18 protein-coding genes are annotated in these 16,935 nt (G+C 72.2%); 8 read left to right on the top strand and 10 right to left on the bottom strand.

What is annotated here, in order from left to right; translation table 11 throughout:
* Positions 1–185: 185 nt before the first annotated feature.
* Both J3P44_RS24015 and J3P44_RS24010 read left to right on the top strand, forming a co-directional pair.
* Positions 186–482 (top strand): hypothetical protein, encoded by a 297-nt coding sequence (locus J3P44_RS24015; RefSeq protein WP_255893042.1) that lies wholly within the window; start codon positions 186–188, stop codon positions 480–482.
* Between the two features lie 49 nt (positions 483–531).
* Positions 532–990, top strand: coding sequence for a GNAT family N-acetyltransferase (locus J3P44_RS24010; RefSeq protein WP_255893041.1), 459 nt, complete (start codon positions 532–534; stop codon positions 988–990).
* On the opposite strand, the gene J3P44_RS24005 is transcribed toward J3P44_RS24010, so the two are convergent.
* Positions 987–2,243 (bottom strand): PucR family transcriptional regulator, encoded by a 1,257-nt coding sequence (locus J3P44_RS24005; protein ID WP_255893040.1) that lies wholly within the window; start codon positions 2,241–2,243, stop codon positions 987–989. The genes J3P44_RS24010 and J3P44_RS24005 overlap by 4 nt on opposite strands.
* A gap of 80 nt (positions 2,244–2,323) precedes the next feature.
* Between J3P44_RS24005 and J3P44_RS25700 the strand changes: the two genes are divergently transcribed.
* The 3 genes from J3P44_RS25700 to J3P44_RS23990 are packed head-to-tail and all read left to right on the top strand — an operon-like array spanning position 2,324 to position 6,038.
* Positions 2,324–3,103, top strand: coding sequence for an oxamate carbamoyltransferase subunit AllH family protein (locus tag J3P44_RS25700; protein ID WP_255893039.1), 780 nt, complete (start codon positions 2,324–2,326; stop codon positions 3,101–3,103).
* The gene (locus J3P44_RS23995) at positions 3,100–4,614 is read left to right on the top strand and encodes an AllF/FdrA family protein (protein WP_255893038.1); all 1,515 of its coding nucleotides are present in this window, start codon (positions 3,100–3,102) and stop codon (positions 4,612–4,614) included. The genes J3P44_RS25700 and J3P44_RS23995 overlap by 4 nt, the downstream gene beginning before the upstream one ends.
* Entirely contained in the window at positions 4,611–6,038 is a 1,428-nt protein-coding gene (locus J3P44_RS23990; protein WP_255893037.1) for a YlbE family protein, read from the top strand. The genes J3P44_RS23995 and J3P44_RS23990 overlap by 4 nt, the downstream gene beginning before the upstream one ends.
* On the opposite strand, the gene J3P44_RS23985 is transcribed toward J3P44_RS23990, so the two are convergent.
* Genes J3P44_RS23985 through moeZ form a run of 9 tightly spaced genes read right to left on the bottom strand, consistent with a single transcriptional unit; the run spans position 6,011 to position 13,210 of the window.
* Entirely contained in the window at positions 6,011–6,685 is a 675-nt protein-coding gene (locus J3P44_RS23985; RefSeq protein ID WP_255893036.1) for a lysophospholipid acyltransferase family protein, read from the bottom strand. The two genes, J3P44_RS23990 and J3P44_RS23985, sit on opposite strands and share 28 nt — an antisense overlap.
* A gap of 5 nt (positions 6,686–6,690) precedes the next feature.
* Positions 6,691–7,026: an MGMT family protein gene (locus J3P44_RS23980; protein ID WP_255893035.1), complete on the bottom strand. Its 336-nt coding sequence runs from the start codon at positions 7,024–7,026 to the stop codon at positions 6,691–6,693.
* The gene (locus J3P44_RS23975; RefSeq protein WP_255893034.1) at positions 7,023–7,529 is read right to left on the bottom strand and encodes a hypothetical protein; all 507 of its coding nucleotides are present in this window, start codon (positions 7,527–7,529) and stop codon (positions 7,023–7,025) included. Before J3P44_RS23975 ends, J3P44_RS23980 begins: the two co-directional genes overlap by 4 nt.
* Positions 7,526–8,800, bottom strand: a complete 1,275-nt coding sequence (locus J3P44_RS25695) for a DUF58 domain-containing protein (protein ID WP_255893033.1) — start codon at positions 8,798–8,800, stop codon at positions 7,526–7,528. The genes J3P44_RS23975 and J3P44_RS25695 overlap by 4 nt, the downstream gene beginning before the upstream one ends.
* Positions 8,797–9,825 (bottom strand): AAA family ATPase, encoded by a 1,029-nt coding sequence (locus tag J3P44_RS23965; RefSeq protein WP_308212293.1) that lies wholly within the window; start codon positions 9,823–9,825, stop codon positions 8,797–8,799. Before J3P44_RS23965 ends, J3P44_RS25695 begins: the two co-directional genes overlap by 4 nt.
* Positions 9,812–10,255, bottom strand: a complete 444-nt coding sequence (locus J3P44_RS23960; RefSeq protein WP_255893032.1) for a hypothetical protein — start codon at positions 10,253–10,255, stop codon at positions 9,812–9,814. Before J3P44_RS23960 ends, J3P44_RS23965 begins: the two co-directional genes overlap by 14 nt.
* A complete protein-coding gene (locus tag J3P44_RS23955) occupies positions 10,252–11,055 on the bottom strand; it encodes a DUF4129 domain-containing protein (protein WP_255893031.1) in 804 nt (267 codons plus the stop codon). The genes J3P44_RS23960 and J3P44_RS23955 overlap by 4 nt, the downstream gene beginning before the upstream one ends.
* Before the next feature lie 45 nt (positions 11,056–11,100).
* Positions 11,101–11,973, bottom strand: coding sequence for a serine protease family protein (locus tag J3P44_RS23950; RefSeq protein ID WP_255893030.1), 873 nt, complete (start codon positions 11,971–11,973; stop codon positions 11,101–11,103).
* Between the two features lie 37 nt (positions 11,974–12,010).
* Positions 12,011–13,210 (bottom strand): adenylyltransferase/sulfurtransferase MoeZ, encoded by a 1,200-nt coding sequence (gene moeZ, locus J3P44_RS23945; RefSeq protein WP_255893029.1) that lies wholly within the window; start codon positions 13,208–13,210, stop codon positions 12,011–12,013.
* A 292-nt stretch (positions 13,211–13,502) separates the two neighbouring features.
* Here moeZ and J3P44_RS23940 point away from each other — a divergent pair, with 292 nt between their 5' ends.
* The 3 genes from J3P44_RS23940 (at position 13,503) to J3P44_RS23930 (ending at position 16,828) form a co-directional block, all read left to right on the top strand.
* Positions 13,503–15,767, top strand: coding sequence for an immune inhibitor A domain-containing protein (locus J3P44_RS23940; RefSeq protein ID WP_255893028.1), 2,265 nt, complete (start codon positions 13,503–13,505; stop codon positions 15,765–15,767).
* 189 nt (positions 15,768–15,956) lie between these two features.
* Positions 15,957–16,544: a TetR/AcrR family transcriptional regulator gene (locus tag J3P44_RS23935; protein ID WP_255893106.1), complete on the top strand. Its 588-nt coding sequence runs from the start codon at positions 15,957–15,959 to the stop codon at positions 16,542–16,544.
* 65 nt (positions 16,545–16,609) lie between these two features.
* Positions 16,610–16,828: a DUF3107 domain-containing protein gene (locus J3P44_RS23930; protein ID WP_255893027.1), complete on the top strand. Its 219-nt coding sequence runs from the start codon at positions 16,610–16,612 to the stop codon at positions 16,826–16,828.
* Positions 16,829–16,935: the final 107 nt, after the last annotated feature.

Here is a 16,935-nt window from a genome sequence, read left to right as displayed (position 1 = left end):
ATGTGCCGAAGGAACGCCGCACATGACGACAAGTTCTTCCGCGGGGCGACGGGGGAACGTCACTGGCCCGCCGTCACCACATTCGGGCAAGTCCCGCAGGCGAACGCGCCTCGGCCTCGGTCCGGATCTAGCGTCCTGGCGCGTCTCTCGGGCGTCCGGACGCACGACAGCGAGGAGAATGACCTATGAAGAGGACCCTGGGTGTGCTGGTGATGACCCTTGGCATGGTGGGTGCCACCAGCGGGACTGCGTTCGCCGGCGAACGCGGCGGAAACGGGGAACCGACCCCGGTCAAGGACCACATCGCGAGCTCGATCTGCTCGTTCTCGGGGCTCGAGGACATGGACCACGACGACGACGGGGATTTCGACGCGCCTGTTCAGCCGGGAGTCGTGCAGAACTGGGGCAGCATCCCCCCGGAGGTGCGCGCGATCCTGGCAGCCATGGGCCTGCACCCCGGCGATTCCTGCAGGGGAGCCTGAACGGTCTGCACGCCTGACGCCCCATGCTCGCGGCTGGGACGATCGGCGGGTGCTGAACCTTCGTCGGGCCACTGCCGATGACGCTCCGCGGATGCAGCACGTCGCGGAGCTGGCGTACACGCCGTACCTGTCCCGCATGGGTGGTCGGCGTCCAGGACCGCTGGACGCCGACTACGCAGCCGCCGTGTCCGACTCCGAGGCATGGGTCGCCGAGTCCTCCGACGGGGAGGTCGTCGGCTTCCTGCTCCTGGTCGGGGAGGCCGACAGCATGCTCCTGGAGAACGTCGCCGTGCTCCCCTCCCACCACGGGCTGGGGCTCGGGCGTGCGCTGCTCGTCCTGGCTGAGGAGCGGGCCGTGGCCACGGGTCGTACGCGCATCCGTCTCTACACCCACGAGTCCATGGTCGAGAACCAGCGGCTGTACGAACGCAACGGCTACGTCGAGACGCTTCGCGGGGGCGAGCAGGGGCTCGTCCGGGTCTTCTACGAGAAGGTGCTGGTGCCCTAGCCCACGATCTCCAGTGCCCGCAGCGCGACCGCCACGTCGAGGCGGAGGTGCGGATCGGTCGCCACCGGACCGAGGATCCGCTGGAGCTTGCCCACGCGGTAGCGCATCGTGTTGTAGTGGAAGAACTGGGCGCGCGCCGCCTCGGCCACGTTGAAGTTGGTGTCGAGCAGCACCTGCAGCGTCTCGCGCAGGTCGGCCGCCTCTGGCGTCCTCTCGGCGAGGGGGCCGAGCACGTCGGCTGCGAACGCCGTCAGCTCGGCGCTGTCGGGCACCAGCGCGAGCAGGCGATGAAGGCCGAGCTGGTCGAACCGGGTCACCGATCCACCGCCGTTCACCCGGCGTCCGATCTCGACCGCGCGCTGGGCCTGCCGGTAGGCCTCGGGCAGCTCGCCCAGGCCGTGCGCGACCCGGCTCACGCCCGCCGAGAAGGCGATCCGCCCACCGCCGCGGTCGCCGCGCACTGCCTCCGTGAGCCGGTCGACGGCCGCAACGGCACGTGCCGCGTCCTGCGTCGGATCGACCGGGACGAGGGTGACCACCTCCCGGCTGAAGGCGACCGAGGCGATGCTCTCGTCGACGCTGGAGGTGACCTGCCGCCAGGCGTGGGCGAAGCGGTCGTTCCATGCCTGCCGGTCCTCCGCGGTCGGGTTGAGGGCGGCGATCGCGTCCGGGTCGAGCACGGCGACGACGACCATGACCGGGCGGTCGAGGTGCCAGCCGAACGCCTGTGCGTGCTCGGCGACGTAGTCCTCCTCCCCCGCGCGCCCGAGGAACACGTCGCGCAGGAAGTCGCCCCGGTACTTGTTCTCCACCGCGGTGATGGCCTCGACGCGGGTCACCAGGAGCGCGGCCACGATCGCGGCCCGCTCGAGGGCATGCGCGTCGGAGGAGTGGATCCTGCCGTCCGGCCGCAGCGCGACCAGCCGGGCGAGGTCGACCCCCGCGGCCACCACCCGGCGTACGAGTGCCTCGCCGTCGCCGACCGCCGTCCCGTCCGGGTCGATGCGCTCCACGCGCAGTCGGCCCGTCGGGTCGAGCAGGCCGGCGTCGGCCAGCGCAGTCCGCTGCCCCTCGTCGAGGTGGGCGGCTCGCTCGCGGCCGTCCGTCGAGGTGAAGACCACCCCGCAGCCCAGCGCGTCGCCCACGGCCTCGGCGATCCGAGCCAGGTCTCCGCCCTCGAGGACGATGTGGGTCAGCGCGGTGTGCAGCGCATCGGCGCGCTCCAGCGCCGCGACCGCCTCCGGGTCGTTCATCAAGTCTTGGCCCACTTCATGCCCTTCCTTGTCAGGTCCTCACATTCGCGAGTCTGCCACGGGCCGCTAGCGTCTGTCTGGTGACCTCTGGCGTGATCTCCGGCGCGATCTCCGGCGTGGTCCCGGCGGCGGCACCCCTGCGGGTGCGGGAGCGACTGGCCGCAGCACCCGACGGGCCCCGCCCGGTGCTGCACGCGAGCAGCTCCGCGATCTACGCCGACCTCGACGGCCGGTGCGTCGGGCTGGTCTCCGTGTCGGCGACCCGGGTGCCGTGCGCGCTCTGGTCGACCATCCCCGACCTGAAGGTGCTGGGTCCGGCTAGCGTCCGGGTCGAGGGTGGCGTGCTGCACGTGGGTGACCACGAGGTCCGCGTGACGCGGTTGGCCGACGTCGCCGTGCCCACCGTCGCGGGCCACGAGAGCCCGAGGGCGTGGTCGCTCGCCCCGCTCGTGCGACAGGGCCTGGGCACGGACCTGCCCACCGACGGCCACCTCACGGCCCGCCACCTCGACCTGTTGCTCGGGCGCGGTCCGGGGCTCACCCCGCTGGGCGACGACGTGCTCGCCGGGTGGTTCGCCGCGCGCGCCGCGGCCGGCCGCCCCGACCCCGTGCTCGCCGCTGCCTTACGCCGCCGGCTCGGCGTCACCACGCTGCTCTCCGCGACCCTGCTGGACTGCGCCCTGCGTGGCGAGGTCCTGCCCCAGCTGGCCGCCTGGCTGAGCGACCCCGGCTCCACCTCAACAGAGGCCCTGCTGGCCGTCGGCGCCACCTCGGGTGCGGGCCTGCTCGCGGGCGCCCAGCTCGGGCTGACCTCGCTCGCCACCGACCATCCCAGCGATCGCCCCGGGAGGGCTGCATGACCACCCCACGGATGAAGGACCACGTCGAGCTCCGGAGCGGCGCCTACGCCGACTCGGTGACCCTGCTCCAGGTGAGCCGGGCGGTGCAGGCCGCGCCGGGGGTGGTGACGGCCCAGGTCGCGATGGCCACCGGCCTCAACCTCGAGGTGCTCGCCGGGATGGGGTTCGACGTACCTGACTCCTCGCCCAACGACATGGTCGTCGCCCTGCGCCTCGACGACGACGCCGACGTCGCCACCGCGCTCGCCGCGGTCGACGCCGCGCTGGTCCCGACCCGTCCCACCTCGGGCGCCAGCGCGGTCGCACCGCCTCGCACCACCGCGTCCGCGCTGCGCCGCAGCGGCGCCGGTGCCGTCGTCCTGGTCTCCGTGCCGGGTGCCAGCGCCACCGTCGAGGCGATGGACGCGATCGAGGCCGGGCACGACGTGATGATCTTCAGCGACAACGTGCCGGTGGCCGAGGAGGTCGCCCTCAAGACGTACGCCGCCGAGCGGGGCGCGCTGGTCATGGGACCCGACTGCGGCACCGCGGTCATCGACGGCGTCGGGCTGGGTTTCGCCAACACCGTCCGCCCGGGCCGGATCGCCCTCGTCGCCGCTTCCGGGACCGGCTGCCAGCAGCTGCTGGCGCTGCTTCACCACGCCGGCGACGCGCTCGCCGGTCAGGGCCGGGACGGCGTCGGCGTACGCCACGCGCTGGGGGTGGGCGGGCGCGACCTGTCGGCCGCCGTGGGCGGGCTCGCCACCCGCGAGGCGCTACGCCGCCTCGACACCGACCCGGACGTCGACCTGGTCGTCGTCGTGTCCAAGCCGCCGGCACCGGAGGTCGCCGACGCGCTCGCGCGCGAGGCGGAGGCACTGGACACCCCGGTCGAGCTGGGTCTGCTGGGACGCGGGCAGCGCGACCTCACCGCCGTCGCCGAGGCGGTGCTCGACCGGCTCGGCCACACCGCGCCCGAGTGGCCGGTGCACGGCGCCGACAACACCGGGCCGGCCACAGGTCCCCTGCTCCGCGGGCTCTTCGTCGGGGGCACCCTGTGCGACGAGTCGATGCTGATGGCCACCGAGGCCCTGGGCCCGATCCGCAGCAACATCCCGCTTTCCGGCGACCTGGCTCTCGTCCCGGACGAGCTGCTCGTGGACGACCACACGATGGTCGACTTCGGCGACGACGCCCTGACCCAGGGCCGCGCGCACCCGATGATCGACCCGACACTGCGCAACGACCAGCTGGCCCGGGCCGCCGCCGACCCGGCCACCGGCGTCATCCTGCTCGACCTCGTCCTCGGACACGGCGCCGAGCCCGACCCGGCCGCCCTGCTCGCGCCCGCCATCTCGGCGGCACGGAAGGACCGGCCGATCCCGGTCATCGTCAGCCTGGTCGGCACCGACCTCGACCCGCAGGGCCTGTCGGCGCAGCGCGAGGCACTTGTCGCCGCAGGCGCGGAGGTCCACCTGTCCAACGCGGCAGCCACCCGGCGCGCCCTCGAGCTGATCGGAGCATTCCAGTGAGCGAGCCCACCGTCGTCACCGTCGGAGCAGGCATGTTCGCCGACGCCGTGGCGGGCCAGGCCGTCGACGTCGAGCGCGTCGACTGGCGGCCCCCGATGCCGGGCACCGAGGCCGACCTCGCCGCGGTCGCCGTCGACCCGCGCCGCCCCGGCGCCAACCGCCGGGCCGTCGAGGCGGTGCTGGGCGTCACCGCCCACCTCGTCGACGTGGCCCCCGCCTCCGAGGTCCTCGGGCTCGAGCCCGGCCAGTTCCTGCACGCCGGTCCGCCGATCGGCTGGGACCGCGCCTCCGGCCCGCTGCGCGGCGCGTTGATGGGCGGCGCGGCCCTGGAGGGGCTGGTCGACGATCCCGAGGACGCGGTCGCCCTCTTCGAGTCGGGCAGCAGCGTCAGCCTCGAGCCGTGCCACCACCGCAGCGCGGTCGGCCCGATGGCCGGCGTCGTGACGCCGTCGATGTGGATGTGGGTCCTGGAGGACCGCGCGAGCGGCAGGCGGACGTACTGCTCCCTCAACGAGGGTCTCGGCAAGGTGCTGCGCTACGGCGCCTACGGGCCTGAGGTGCTCACCCGGCTGCGGTGGATGGGCGACGTGCTCGGTCCGCTGCTCCAGGCGGCGACGCGCAGCGTGGTCGCGGAGTCGGGTCCGGTCGACGTCACGGGCATCCTGACCCAGATGCTGCAGATGGGCGACGAGGCCCACAACCGCAACCGCGCCGGCACCCTGATGCTGCTGCGCGACCTCGCCCCGGCGATGGTCGGCAGCGGAGCCGACGCCGGCTTCGACGGCAAGGACGTGGCGGAGTCGATGCGCTTCATCGGCGGCAACGACCACTTCTTCCTCAACCTCGCCATGCCCGCCTGCAAGCTCGCGCTCGACGCCGGGCGGGACATCCCCGGCTCGACGATGGTCGTGGCGATGGCGCGCAACGGCACTGACTTCGGCATCCAGGTCTCCGGCACCGGTGACGAGTGGTTCACCGGTCCCGCACAGGTGGCCGACGGGCTCTTCCTCGGCGACTACGGTCCCGACGACGCCAACGCCGACATCGGCGACTCCGCGATCACCGAGACGGCAGGCATCGGCGGCTTCGCGATGGCGACCGCGCCGGCGATCGTCCGCCTCGTCGGCGGCTCGGTCCCCGACGCCCTGGCCACCACCCGCCGGATGCACGAGATCACCCTCGCCGAGAACCCGCGCTGGTCGGTGCCGGTCCTGGAGTTCCAGGGCACGCCGACGGGGATCGACGTCACCCGGGTGTGCCGCACCGGGATCCTGCCCCAGATCAACACGGGCATGGCCGGCCGGGTCGCCGGGGTGGGGCAGGTCGGCGCTGGTCTGGTCACGCCTCCCGCCGAGATCTTTCCCCAGGCGCTGGCCGCGCTGGCCCGGGCGGCTCGTCAGACGTCGGCGGGACGCTCGTTGTAGACGCCGGCCTGCTCCTGGCCGGACAGGCCCGCGATCGCGGCCATGATCCGGTCGGTGAGCTCACGGCGGGCACGCCCGCTCGGCACGCCGTCGTACTCACCGGCGACCGTGATCGGCTCCCCGAACCGCACCGTCACGTCCACCTTCCCCAGCCGCGGCCGGCTGGCACCGACGGGCTGGATGTCCTCGGTGCCCTGGAGCCCGACCGGCACGACCGGGCAGCCGGCGGTGAGGGCGAGGTGCGCCACGCCGGTGCGGCCGCGGTAGAGCCGGCCGTCGCGTGACCGGGTGCCCTCGGGGTAGATGCCGAAGGCGTCCCCGCGCCGGAGCACCTCGAGCGCGGTGTCGAGGCTGGCGATCGCCGCCTTCGTGTCGTCACGGTCGACGGGCAGCATGCCGAGCCCCTCGAACCAGGCTCGCGTGAGGAAGCCCTTCACTCCGGTGCCCGTGAAGTAGTCGGACTTGGCGAGGAAGGCGACCGGACGCGGCACGACCACCGGGATGACCACGCTGTCGAAGAAGGAGAGGTGGTTGCTCGCCACGATGACCGGGCCGGACGACGGCACGTGGTGCAGGCCCTCGACACTCGGACGCCACACGGCGCGGGCCAGCGGGGGGATGACGCTGTGCGCGACCGAGAAGAGCATGCGGCTCATTGTGCCTTGGTGCTCGGCTGCCAGAACGCGCGTCCCAGGTCCACGCGCCCGCCGGGTCGCAATGGGGTGCCCTCCTCGAGGTAGGCCTGGCGGGCCTCCTCGTCGTGCGAGGGCGGCAGCGACCCGTCGGCCCGGACCACCCGCCACCACGGCACCCCGCCTCCGTGCTGCGCCATGACGTTGCCGACCAGGCGAGGGCCGCCACGGCCCAGGCGCTCCCCCACGACCTCGGCGATCGCGCCGTACGTCGTCACGCGTCCCCGCGGCACCGACTCGGCGCACTGCAGCACGAGCTCGGCGTAGAGCTCGCGGTCCTCCTCCGAGGTGCTCATTCCGGCTCCGGCTGGGTCAGCCGCGCGGTCACCACCAGCAGCCCCACGATCGCCACTCCGGCCACGATCCACACCCACGGCGGCGCCAGCTGGGGATCGAGCCCGCGCACCGCGACGTACGTGACCGGCATCGGCACCAGGGCCAGCAGCCCCCTGCCCACCCAGAGCCTGGCGAGCCGCGCGTCCACCGGGAGTGTCCCGGGACCATGGGCCAGCACCGTCGCGGTCACGTGTGCGACGACCAGCAGCACCCCGACGACGACCAGACGCCAGTCGACCACGGCGCGCAGGCCCCACCAACCCACGACCAGCACGAGCGCGACCGCCCCGGCGACGTGATCGGGCGAGCGGGCCCACAGGGCAGCGGCGACGACCACCAGGAGCAGCACCAGGCCGTTGGGCACCTCGGGCAGGGCGAGCGCCATGGCCGCGCACGGAAGCGCGAACAGCAGTCCCCGCAGCACCACGACGGGCCACGACATGCCGGGCGGGACGAGGATCATCGCGCGCGGACCTTCGGCACCCGCGCCCGCCGCGCGAGCTGGTGCAGGACTGTGTCGAGGGTGCCCGGTCCTCGCCAGGGCACCACCGGGCAGCCGACCGCGGCCAGCCGCCGGAGCCGGTCGTCGCGCTCGATCTTCTGCATCCGCGCGGCCAGGCTGGCCAGGGCGAGCCGGTCGGGGCCCTCCTCCTGCTCCCCCAGGGTGTCGATCACGACCACCGAGGCTCCGCTGCGCTGCAGGCTGGCCGTCGCCGTCACCAGCGGCGTGAAGAGCATCGGCGAGAGGACGTAGACGACGCTGCCGGCGCCGGCGCCGAGGTCGAGCCGCTCCGGGGGCACGCTCCGGGCCTCCGTACGGAGCCGCGCGAGGGTGCCCTGGATCTTCTGGAGGTGCCGCGGTCCGGAACCGAGGCGGACGCGCGCCCCGTCCCCGGCGACCACCAGCAGACCCACGCGGTCGCCGGTCCGGACGTGGTGCTCGGCCAGGGCAGCGGCGGCGCGCACCGTGAGGTCGAGGCTGCTGGCCGCACCGTCGACACCGCCGGAGACACCGATGTCGCGCAGTCCGTCGACGACCAGCCACACCCCGGCGTCCTGCTCGGCGCGCGTGGTGATCACGTGGAGCTCGCCGGTGCGCAGCGAGACCGGCCAGGTGATCCGCTTGAGGCGGTCGCCGGTCGCGAAGTGGCGGATCCCCTCGAACTCCGTCCCGCCGCCCAGCCGACGCGACCGGTGCCGGCCGACGAGGCCGTCAGGCTGCGGCACCTCGGCGCGGCTGTCGTACGGCGCGGTCTGCGGCAGCACGCTCAGTCCGTGCTCCGGCATGTCGACCGGTCCCCAGCGCCAGCCTGCCCACGAGCTGGTCAGCGCGACCCGCTCGGCACCGATGGAGCGCCGGCCCCAGCGGCGGGGGCTGAACCCGATCGTCGGCAGGCCCTCGGACACCAACGAGCCCACGGCGCCGTACGTCGGCCGGCAGGCGACGTGGGCCGCCGGTGCCGCGACCCGGGTGACGTGCTCGACACCCGTCAGGTCGTCGACCTCCAGTCGCGAGGTGGTGCCCTGGCCCTCGTGCAACCTGTGGTGGTCGATCCGGGTGTTCATGCCGATCGCCTGGCGCGGGCGCCCGACGAGCCCCGCGCCGGCGATGACCACGAACGGGGCGGCCAGCACTGCCAGCGCCTCCAGGCCCAGCACCACGCCGGCGGCCAGGCCGCCGAGCGCGAGCAGGCTGGCCCGGACGAGCGACGGCGTCGGCCGCCAGGAGCTCACCGGTGCGACTCCAGGGTGCGGGGTGTCGCGACCGAGCCGAGCACGGAGTCGACGACCCGCGCTCCCGAGGCCTGGGTCATCCAGAGGTCCGGCTTCACCGTGATCCGGTGGGACAGCACGGCACGGGCCACGACCTTGACGTCCTCGGGCACCACGTAGTCGCGGCCGCGGACCGCCGCCCAGGCTCGCGCGGTGAGCACCAGGCCGAGGCTGCCCCGGGGCGAGGCGCCGGTCAGCACGTCGGGGTGGGTGCGGGTCGCGCTGACCAGGTCGACGCAGTAGCGGGCGACCGACTCGTCGACGACGACCCGCTCGACGGCGGCCTGCACGGCCGCGAGGCCGGGCGCGTCGGTGACCTGCTGGATGTCGACCTCCTCGCGCTGCCGGTCGAGCCGACGGCGCAGCACGTCGTACTCCTCGCCGGCGTTGGGGTAGCCGAAGCCGACGCGGAGCAGGAAGCGGTCGAGCTGTGCCTCGGGCAAGGGGTAGGTGCCCTCGTACTCGATCGGGTTGGCGGTGGCGAGGACGTGGAACGGAGCGGGCAGCCGGTGGGTCTGCCCCTCGACGGTGACCTGCCCCTCCTGCATCGCCTCGAGCAGCGCCGCCTGGGTCTTGGGCGGCGTCCGGTTGATCTCGTCGGCCAGCAGCAGCCCCGCGAAGATCGGCCCGGGCCTGAAGTCGAACTCCGCGCGACGCTGGTCGTAGACGTAGGACCCGGTCAGGTCGGCCGGCAGCAGGTCGGGGGTGAACTGCGCGCGGGCGAAGTCGAGGCCGAGCGCCCCGGCGAACGACCTCGCCGCGAGCGTCTTGCCCAGGCCCGGGAAGTCCTCCAGCAGGATGTGGCCCTTGGCGAGGATGCCGGACAGCACGAGCGACAGGACGTCGCGCTTGCCCACGACGGCGCGGCCCACCTCGTCGAGGACGCGCTCGGCGAACATCGATACGTCAGAGGGCGAGACGTCCGAGGGGGCGACGCCCGATCCATCTCGGGGGTTGGCGTCGGGTCGGGGCTCAGCTTCGCTCACGGACGGCCTCAATTCGCATCAGGATGTGGTCGATGTCTGCCGGGGACAGGCGGTGGACCCCGGCCAGGTCGAGCTCCAGCATGACGGCGAGGTCGGGGTCGCGAGCACGCGCGAGCGCGACCAGCCGCTCACGCAGCGCCTCGGACGGCACGTCCGCCTGCTCGTGGCTGACGAGGATCCGCAGGTCCGAGGTCGCCTGGTCGACCCGGTCGCCCCGCGACGGCAGGCCGTGCTGCCACTGCGCTGCAGGAGCGTCGACGGTGTCCATCACGAGCCACGCCAGCGCGAGCACGACGGTGATCATGACGACGTACGCCGCCGGCTGCGGCTCGAAGTCGAGGAGCACGGCGGCGACATAGCCGACGGCACCCATCGTCGCTCCGGTGAGGAGGCGGGTCCGCCAGTGGCGGGCGAGGGCCGGCCGGCTCATGTGCGCGCCCCGAGGCTGCGACGGATGACGGCGAGCGCCTCGAGTGCCCGGTCGCGGTGGTCCTCGGTGATCGCGTGGTCGGAGAAGCGGGCCTCGCGGTAGAGGCCGGCCAGCCGGGTGACGGCGCCGGAGTCCGCGGCGACGAGGTCGAGGATGCGGATGGCGTACTCCGAGGAGGTCTCCGACGGGCGGCGGCGCACGCCCGCGCGCTCGCCCTGCACCTCGAACCGGTGCCATGCCGCCACGATCGCGTTGCGGGGCTCACCGTCGCGCAGCAGGGCGTCCTGCTCACCGGCGTCGGCCGCGATCTCCTCGGCGACCCGGCCCGGTTGGTCGAGCGTCGTGAACTCCACCGCCTCCCGGTCCTCACGAGATCGCCTCCGCACTCTGAGGGAGCGGATCGCCAAGGCGCCCAGGTAGGTCAGCAAGGCGATGATCGCGCCGAGGACGAGTACCTGCAAGGTCCACACCAACAGCTTGAGCCACAGGGGCGGATCGGCCTGCTCGCCGAGGTCCTCGGCGTCCCCGCGCGTGGCCTCGGGGTCCTCGCAGTCACCCTCGTCCGGACCGGTCGAGTCGTCCGAGAGGTGGACGACCTGGTTGGTGGTGCCCGACTCGCTGGGAGTCGGCGCGCAGGACTCCGCGGTCGTGGTGAGCGTCGCGGGCCGGGGACCCGGGCCGGTGAAGACCGCGTCGGGGCCGATCAACGTGGCCCAGGCCACCAGCACCATGAACAGGCTGGTCGCACCCACCATCACCACCGCGCGCGCAGCGGGCGGGAGGGCTCGCAACGCTCGCATGGCGCGACCCTAGGTGACCGGGTCGCGCCATGCGAGGGGGCAGGCTCAGAGCAGCGGGCTGAACGGCTCCGTGCCGCGGACCAGGCGCAGGCCGGCGATGCCGCCGTTGGCCTGGGCGTAGGCGAGCTCGTGGGCGAGGTCGCCCACGCCGTTGGAGCCGGCGAGGGGTGCGATGGCCAGCGTGGAGAGGGTGCCCACCGCGTTGCCCTCGGAGTCGAGGAAGGCGCTGCCCGAGTCACCGGGGACGCCCGGCGTCACGGTGTAGACCGGGTGGGTCCAGCCGCTGGGGTCGGTGCCGAGGCTGGTGCCCTGCTTGGGGGAGAGCTCCTCGACGCCGGCGCGGAGGCTGGAGTTGCCGTAGCTGTAGACCGTCTCGCCGGCGGACGTGCCGTCGGTGTTGAGGCCGACCGGGCCACCCCAGAAGGGGACCGACGGGTTGACCTTGCCGGCGTCCGCGGCGTCGACCTTCACCAGCGCGAGGTCGTTGTAGGCGCAGGTGTCGGCGTCCTTCTCGCCGCGCTGCTGCATGGTCAGCCACGACGAGTAGACGAGGGTGCCGCCGCCGACCCGGGTGCCCTCGGTGAGCAGCGAGCCGCCCTCGACGAAGTCGACCTTGGTGCCGAGCGGGAGCGACGGCGACGTGCAGCCGTCGGTGTCCGTCGCCTCGCCGAGTCCGGCGCAGTGCGCCGCATAGCCGACGTACGTCGTGCCGGCGGTGTCGGTGTAGACGAAGTTGGCGGTGCACTGGGCGCCCTCGGTGTACATCTGCACCCCGGGGTGGATGGTCGCGGTGTCGGCAGGTGCCCAGCTGGCGCGGGCCTGCTTCTTGGGCGCCGCGGACGCCGGCGTGCTGGTCGCGGCAGCGGCTACGAGGCCGGCCGCGGCGGCAAGGGTCAGGAGCTTCGTAGGAGTACGCATGCCCCTCCCAACGAGACGTGTCGGGAGGGGTTACGCCTCAGTACGTCGGCTGGCTCGGGTCGATCTGGCTGACCCAGGCCACCACGCCGCCGCCCACGTGCACGGCGTCGGCGTACCCGGCGCCCTTGACGATGGCGAGCGTCTCGGCCGAGCGCACGCCTGTCTTGCAGTGCATGACGACCTGCTTGTCGGCGGGCAGCTGCTCGAGCGCCGAGCCGTTGAGGAAGTCGCCCTTGGGGATGAGGACGGCACCGGGGATCGAGTTGATCTCGGCCTCGTTGGGCTCGCGGACGTCGATCAGGACGAAGTCGCGCTCGCCGGCGTCGCGCTCCTTGAGCATCTGCTCGAGCTGCACCACCGAGATCGTCGAGCCGGCAGCGGCCTCGGCCGCCTCGTCGGAGACGGCGCCGCAGAAGGCGTCGTAGTCGATGAGGCCGGTGACGGTGGCGTTCTCGCCGCAGAGCGCGCAGTTGGGGTCCTTGCGCACCTTGAGCTTGCGGTACTCCATCTCCAGTGCGTCGTAGATCATCAGCTTGCCGGCGATGGGGTCGCCGATGCCCGTGAGCAGCTTGATCGCCTCGTTGACCTGGATCGAACCGATGCTTGCGCAGAGCACACCGAGCACGCCGCCCTCGGCGCAGCTGGGCACCATCCCCGGCGGCGGCGGCTCGGGGTAGAGGCAGCGGTAGCAGGGCAGGTCCTCGCCGAGCGACGGCGCGAAGACGCTGGCCTGGCCGTCGAAGCGGTAGATCGAGCCCCAGACGTAGGGGATCTTGAGGAAGTACGCCGCGTCGTTGACCATGTAGCGCGTGGCGAAGTTGTCGGTGCCGTCGACGATCAGGTCGTAGCCCTCGAAGACGCTCATGACGTTGTCGTTGTCGAGGCGCTCCTCGTGGAGGACGACCTCGACGTAGGGGTTGATCTCGGCGATCGACTCCTTGGCCGAGAGTCCCTTGGGCTTGTCGATGTCGCTGACGCCGTGGATGACCTGGCGCTGGAGGTTGGACTCGTCGACGGTGTCGAACTCGGCGATGCCGAGCGTGCCGACCCCTGCGGCTGCGAGGTAGAGCAGGGCGGGCGAGCCCAGGCCACCGGCGCCGATCACGAGCACCTTGGCGTTCTTCAGGCGCTTCTGACCCGTCATGCCCACGTCGGGGATGATCAGGTGGCGGCTGTAGCGACGCACCTCGTCGATGGTGAGCTCGGCGGCGGGCTCGACGAGCGCGGGGAACGACACGGTGACTCCTTCATGGATCCGACTTCTGGGGCTGGTGCCCGGTCCCGGAACAACCGGTGGGACCGCATCCATGTTCCCGCCACCGCCTCACCCGGCCTGACGACGTCCCGCCATCCGGACCGGCTCCACATCTACGGGTGAAGCATCTTCGGCCAGATCGGCAATTGGCGGGAGATCCTTGCCAGATCGCGTCGGGTGGGGTGAAGTAGCGCGGTGGTGGCCCAGAAGCACTAGAGGCACGAAGTCATCTCGGGCGACCCCGTCCCCCTCCCCCACCCCTGGAGACCATCCTGTGAAGAAACTGGCAACCGGCCTTCTCGCCGGCACCGCTGCCCTGGCGATGAGCGCCACCGCGCTCCCGTCCGCCACGGCCGTCCCCTCCTCCGACTCCCCGTCCGCGGCCGACGCCGTGCGCGTGAAGCCGGACAACCGCACCTCCCCGCAGATCAGGAAGCAGGCCCGCCTCAAGGCGAAGGCCCGCGCCATGGTCGAGAACGGCACCGCGAAGGCTCGGACCCTGAGCGACGGCACCCAGGTCGTCGAGGTCGCGGAGGGTGAGTTCGTCGAGCTGGGCGTCGCAGGCACCGACAAGATCTGGACGATCCTGTCCGAGTTCGGCACCGAGGGCTCCAAGAAGCTGGGCCTGACGCCGGGCCCGCTGCACGACACGATCCCGCAGCCCGACCGGGACGTCGACAACTCCACGACGTGGGAGCGCCCCTACGACAAGGCCTACTACGACGAGCTCTTCAACGGCTCGGGCGAGTCGATGAAGAACTTCTACGAGGCGCAGTCCAACGGCGCCTACAGCGTCGACGTGACGACCGAGGACTGGGTCACCGTGCCCGGCAACGCGTCGACGTACGGCGACAACGCGGTCGAGGACGAGGGCGGCTCCTGGGCGTTCATCGACGACACCGTCGACGCCTGGGCGGGCGGCAGGTCCGCTGCCGAGCTCGACGCCTACCTGGCGCAGTTCGACACCTGGGACCGCTACGACTTCGACGAGGACGGCGACTTCACCGAGTCCGACGGCTACATCGACCACTTCCAGGCCGTGCACGCCGGCGAGGGCGAGGAGGCCGGCGCCGACCCCGACGCCATCTGGTCGCACCGCTGGTACGTCAACCCGACCACCGCCGGGGCCGAGGGTCCGACGGTCGACGGCAGGCCCAACCTCAACGGCGGCGCCCAGATCGGCAGCTCGAGCTACTACATCGGCGACTACACGGTCGAGCCGGAGAACGGTGGCCTGGGCGTGTTCGCCCACGAGTACGGCCACGACCTCGGCCTGCCCGACTTCTACGACACCAACGGCGGCGACAACGGCTCGTCGTTCTGGACGACCATGTCGTCCGGCTCCTGGCTCGGGCACGGCGGTGCCGACGAGGGCATCGGCACGCACCCGGGCAGCTTCGGGCCCGAGGAGAAGCTCTTCCTCGGCTGGCTCGACTACACCGAGGTCAACAAGGGCAGCGGCACGCAGAGCTTCACCCTGAGCCCTTCCGAGCTCCAGCGAGCGGGCGCGGACCAGGCGCTCAAGGTCAACCTGAAGTCGAGCACCACCACGCAGGCAGAGGTGGACATCCCGGGCGGCGAGTACGCCTGGTGGTCGGGTCGCGGCGACCAGCTGCGCAACACGCTGACCCGTGACGTGCCCGCAGCGAGCGCGGTGACCGTGACGGCCGACGCCTGGTACGACATCGAGCAGGGCTACGACTTCCTCTACGGCCAGTACTCCCTCGACGGCGGCGATACCTGGACCACGGCCGGGCGGCCCCTCACCGGCACCAAGACCCGCTGGGGCGGCCTGCGGTTCTCCTACAAGCCCGCCGGACAGGAGTCGAAGTTCCGCTTCCGCTACGCCACCGACGGCGGCGTCAACGGCGCCGGCGCGTTCCTGGACGACATCGTCGTCAAGGCCGACCAGACGACCTTCACCGACGACGTCGAGACAGAGGTGCCCGGCTGGACGGTCAAGGGCTGGAAGCGTTCGACCGGCCTCGAGACGATCACGGCCAACCGCTACTACCTCATCGAGAACCGGCAGTACCTCGGCTACGACGAGACCCTCGCGCAGGGCCCGTACAACTTCTCGGAGGCGGTGACCCGGCCCAACTGGGTGGAGTTCTTCAAGTTCCAGGACGGCATGCTGGTGTGGCTCGTCGACCCGACGACGGCCGACAACAACACCTCGGTGCACCCGGGCTCCGGCTACGCGCTGCCGGTCGACGCGACGCCGAACTCGTTCACCTACATCGACGGCAGCAGCCCGACGAACCGGCGTGAGCCCTTCGACGCCACCTTCGGCCTCGACACGATCGACCGCACCTGCCTGCACAAGCAGGTCGCGGCCGACACCGAGCTCGGCTACACGACGCTCGAGACGTGCTCCGGTGGTGTGCCGCAGCAGGCCACGTTCGACGACACGTCGACGGCGTACTACGACGCGGCCAACAACCCGCAGAACTCGGTGATCGTCGCCAACGAGGGCGTCAAGGCCACCGTCAAGAGCGTCGACGCCGACCGCAACATGGTGGTGGAGCTCAGCTACTGAGTCCGGTACGTCGACCGACGCAGCATCGACACGCAGGGAGGGGCCCCGGGAGACCGGGGTCCCTCTCCGCGTCCGGGGGGCCCTATAGGCTCGGCGCCACTACTCAGCAGTACCGCACCGGACCAGCAGGAGCACGACGTGACCGCAGGCAGCCCCGAGACCGAGTTCCCGCGACCGCGCGGCGGTCGGATGCCCCGGCGCGAGCGACGCGCCCAGCTGCTCGAGTCCGCCCTCGAGGTGTTCGTGGCCCAGGGCTACCACGCCGCCGCGATGGACGACATCGCCGAGCGGGCCGGGGTGTCCAAGCCGGTGCTCTACCAGCACTTCCCCGGAAAGCTCGACCTCTACCTCGCGCTGCTCGACACCTCCTGCGACATGATCATCGACAACTGCCGAGGGGCGCTGGCGTCGACCACGGACAACAAGGACCGGGTCGCAGCCACGATGAAGGTGTTCTACAGCTACGTCGCCTCCGAGGAGGGGGCGTTCCGGCTCGTCTTCGAGTCCGACCTCACCAGCGAGCCCGACGTACGCGAGCGGGTGGACCGGGTCACCACCGAGTGCGCGTCGATGATCGCCGACGTGATCCGCACCGACACCGGGCTGCCCGACGAGGCCTCCGAGCTGCTGGCCGTCTCCCTCGTGGGAATGGCCCAGGTCTCCGCGCGGTTCTGGCTGGCGGGTGGCGGCACCATCTCCCAGGACGACGCCGCCGCCCTGATCGCCGGTCTGGCGTGGCGCGGCATCCGCGGCTACCCGAGGGCCGACGACCACTGACCCGACACACTCGAGTCATCCCCAGGGTCGTGGACCCAGACACCGAACTGAACGAGGAGCATCACGTGGAGGTCAAGATCGGCGTGCAGCACGCCCAGCGCGAGCTGGTGCTCGACACCGACAGCACGCCCGAGGACATCGAGGCCAAGCTCACCGAGGCGCTGGCCGGCAGCGGGGTGCTGCGGCTGGCCGACGTCAAGGGCCGCACGGTCGTCGTACCCGCCGAGAAGATCGCCTACCTCGAGCTGGGGTCGCCGACGTCGAGCGCCGTCGGCTTCCGCTGAGCCACCTCACCCATCGGGGGGCGGTGCGATTGCTCAGGCCGCAGCAGGCGGCGATCATGGAGGGGTCGGCACACGATGCCGGCGCAAGGTCCACGACGACGTGGCAA

This window comes from Nocardioides astragali (assembly GCF_024436375.1).
Taxonomy (GTDB): Bacteria; Actinomycetota; Actinomycetes; order Propionibacteriales; family Nocardioidaceae; genus Nocardioides; species Nocardioides astragali.
The sequence above is the reverse complement of the archived record's forward strand: the minus strand, read 5'-3'. Positions and strand labels throughout refer to the sequence as shown.

Bases quoted from the DNA above. Each gene is read 5' to 3' on its own strand.
- J3P44_RS24015 (WP_255893042.1), top strand. From the start codon at position 186: ATGAAGAGGACCCTGGGTGTGCTGGTGATGACCCTTGGCATGGTGGGT.
- J3P44_RS24005 (WP_255893040.1), bottom strand. From the start codon at position 2,243: ATGAACGACCCGGAGGCGGTCGCGGCGCTGGAGCGCGCCGATGCGCTG.
- J3P44_RS23995 (WP_255893038.1), top strand. From the start codon at position 3,100: ATGACCACCCCACGGATGAAGGACCACGTCGAGCTCCGGAGCGGCGCC.
- J3P44_RS23985 (WP_255893036.1), bottom strand. From the start codon at position 6,685: ATGCTCTTCTCGGTCGCGCACAGCGTCATCCCCCCGCTGGCCCGCGCC.
- J3P44_RS23980 (WP_255893035.1), bottom strand. From the start codon at position 7,026: ATGAGCACCTCGGAGGAGGACCGCGAGCTCTACGCCGAGCTCGTGCTG.
- J3P44_RS23975 (WP_255893034.1), bottom strand. From the start codon at position 7,529: ATGATCCTCGTCCCGCCCGGCATGTCGTGGCCCGTCGTGGTGCTGCGG.
- J3P44_RS23960 (WP_255893032.1), bottom strand. From the start codon at position 10,255: ATGAGCCGGCCGGCCCTCGCCCGCCACTGGCGGACCCGCCTCCTCACC.
- J3P44_RS23955 (WP_255893031.1), bottom strand. From the start codon at position 11,055: ATGCGAGCGTTGCGAGCCCTCCCGCCCGCTGCGCGCGCGGTGGTGATG.
- J3P44_RS23950 (WP_255893030.1), bottom strand. From the start codon at position 11,973: ATGCGTACTCCTACGAAGCTCCTGACCCTTGCCGCCGCGGCCGGCCTC.
- J3P44_RS23935 (WP_255893106.1), top strand. From the start codon at position 15,957: ATGCCCCGGCGCGAGCGACGCGCCCAGCTGCTCGAGTCCGCCCTCGAG.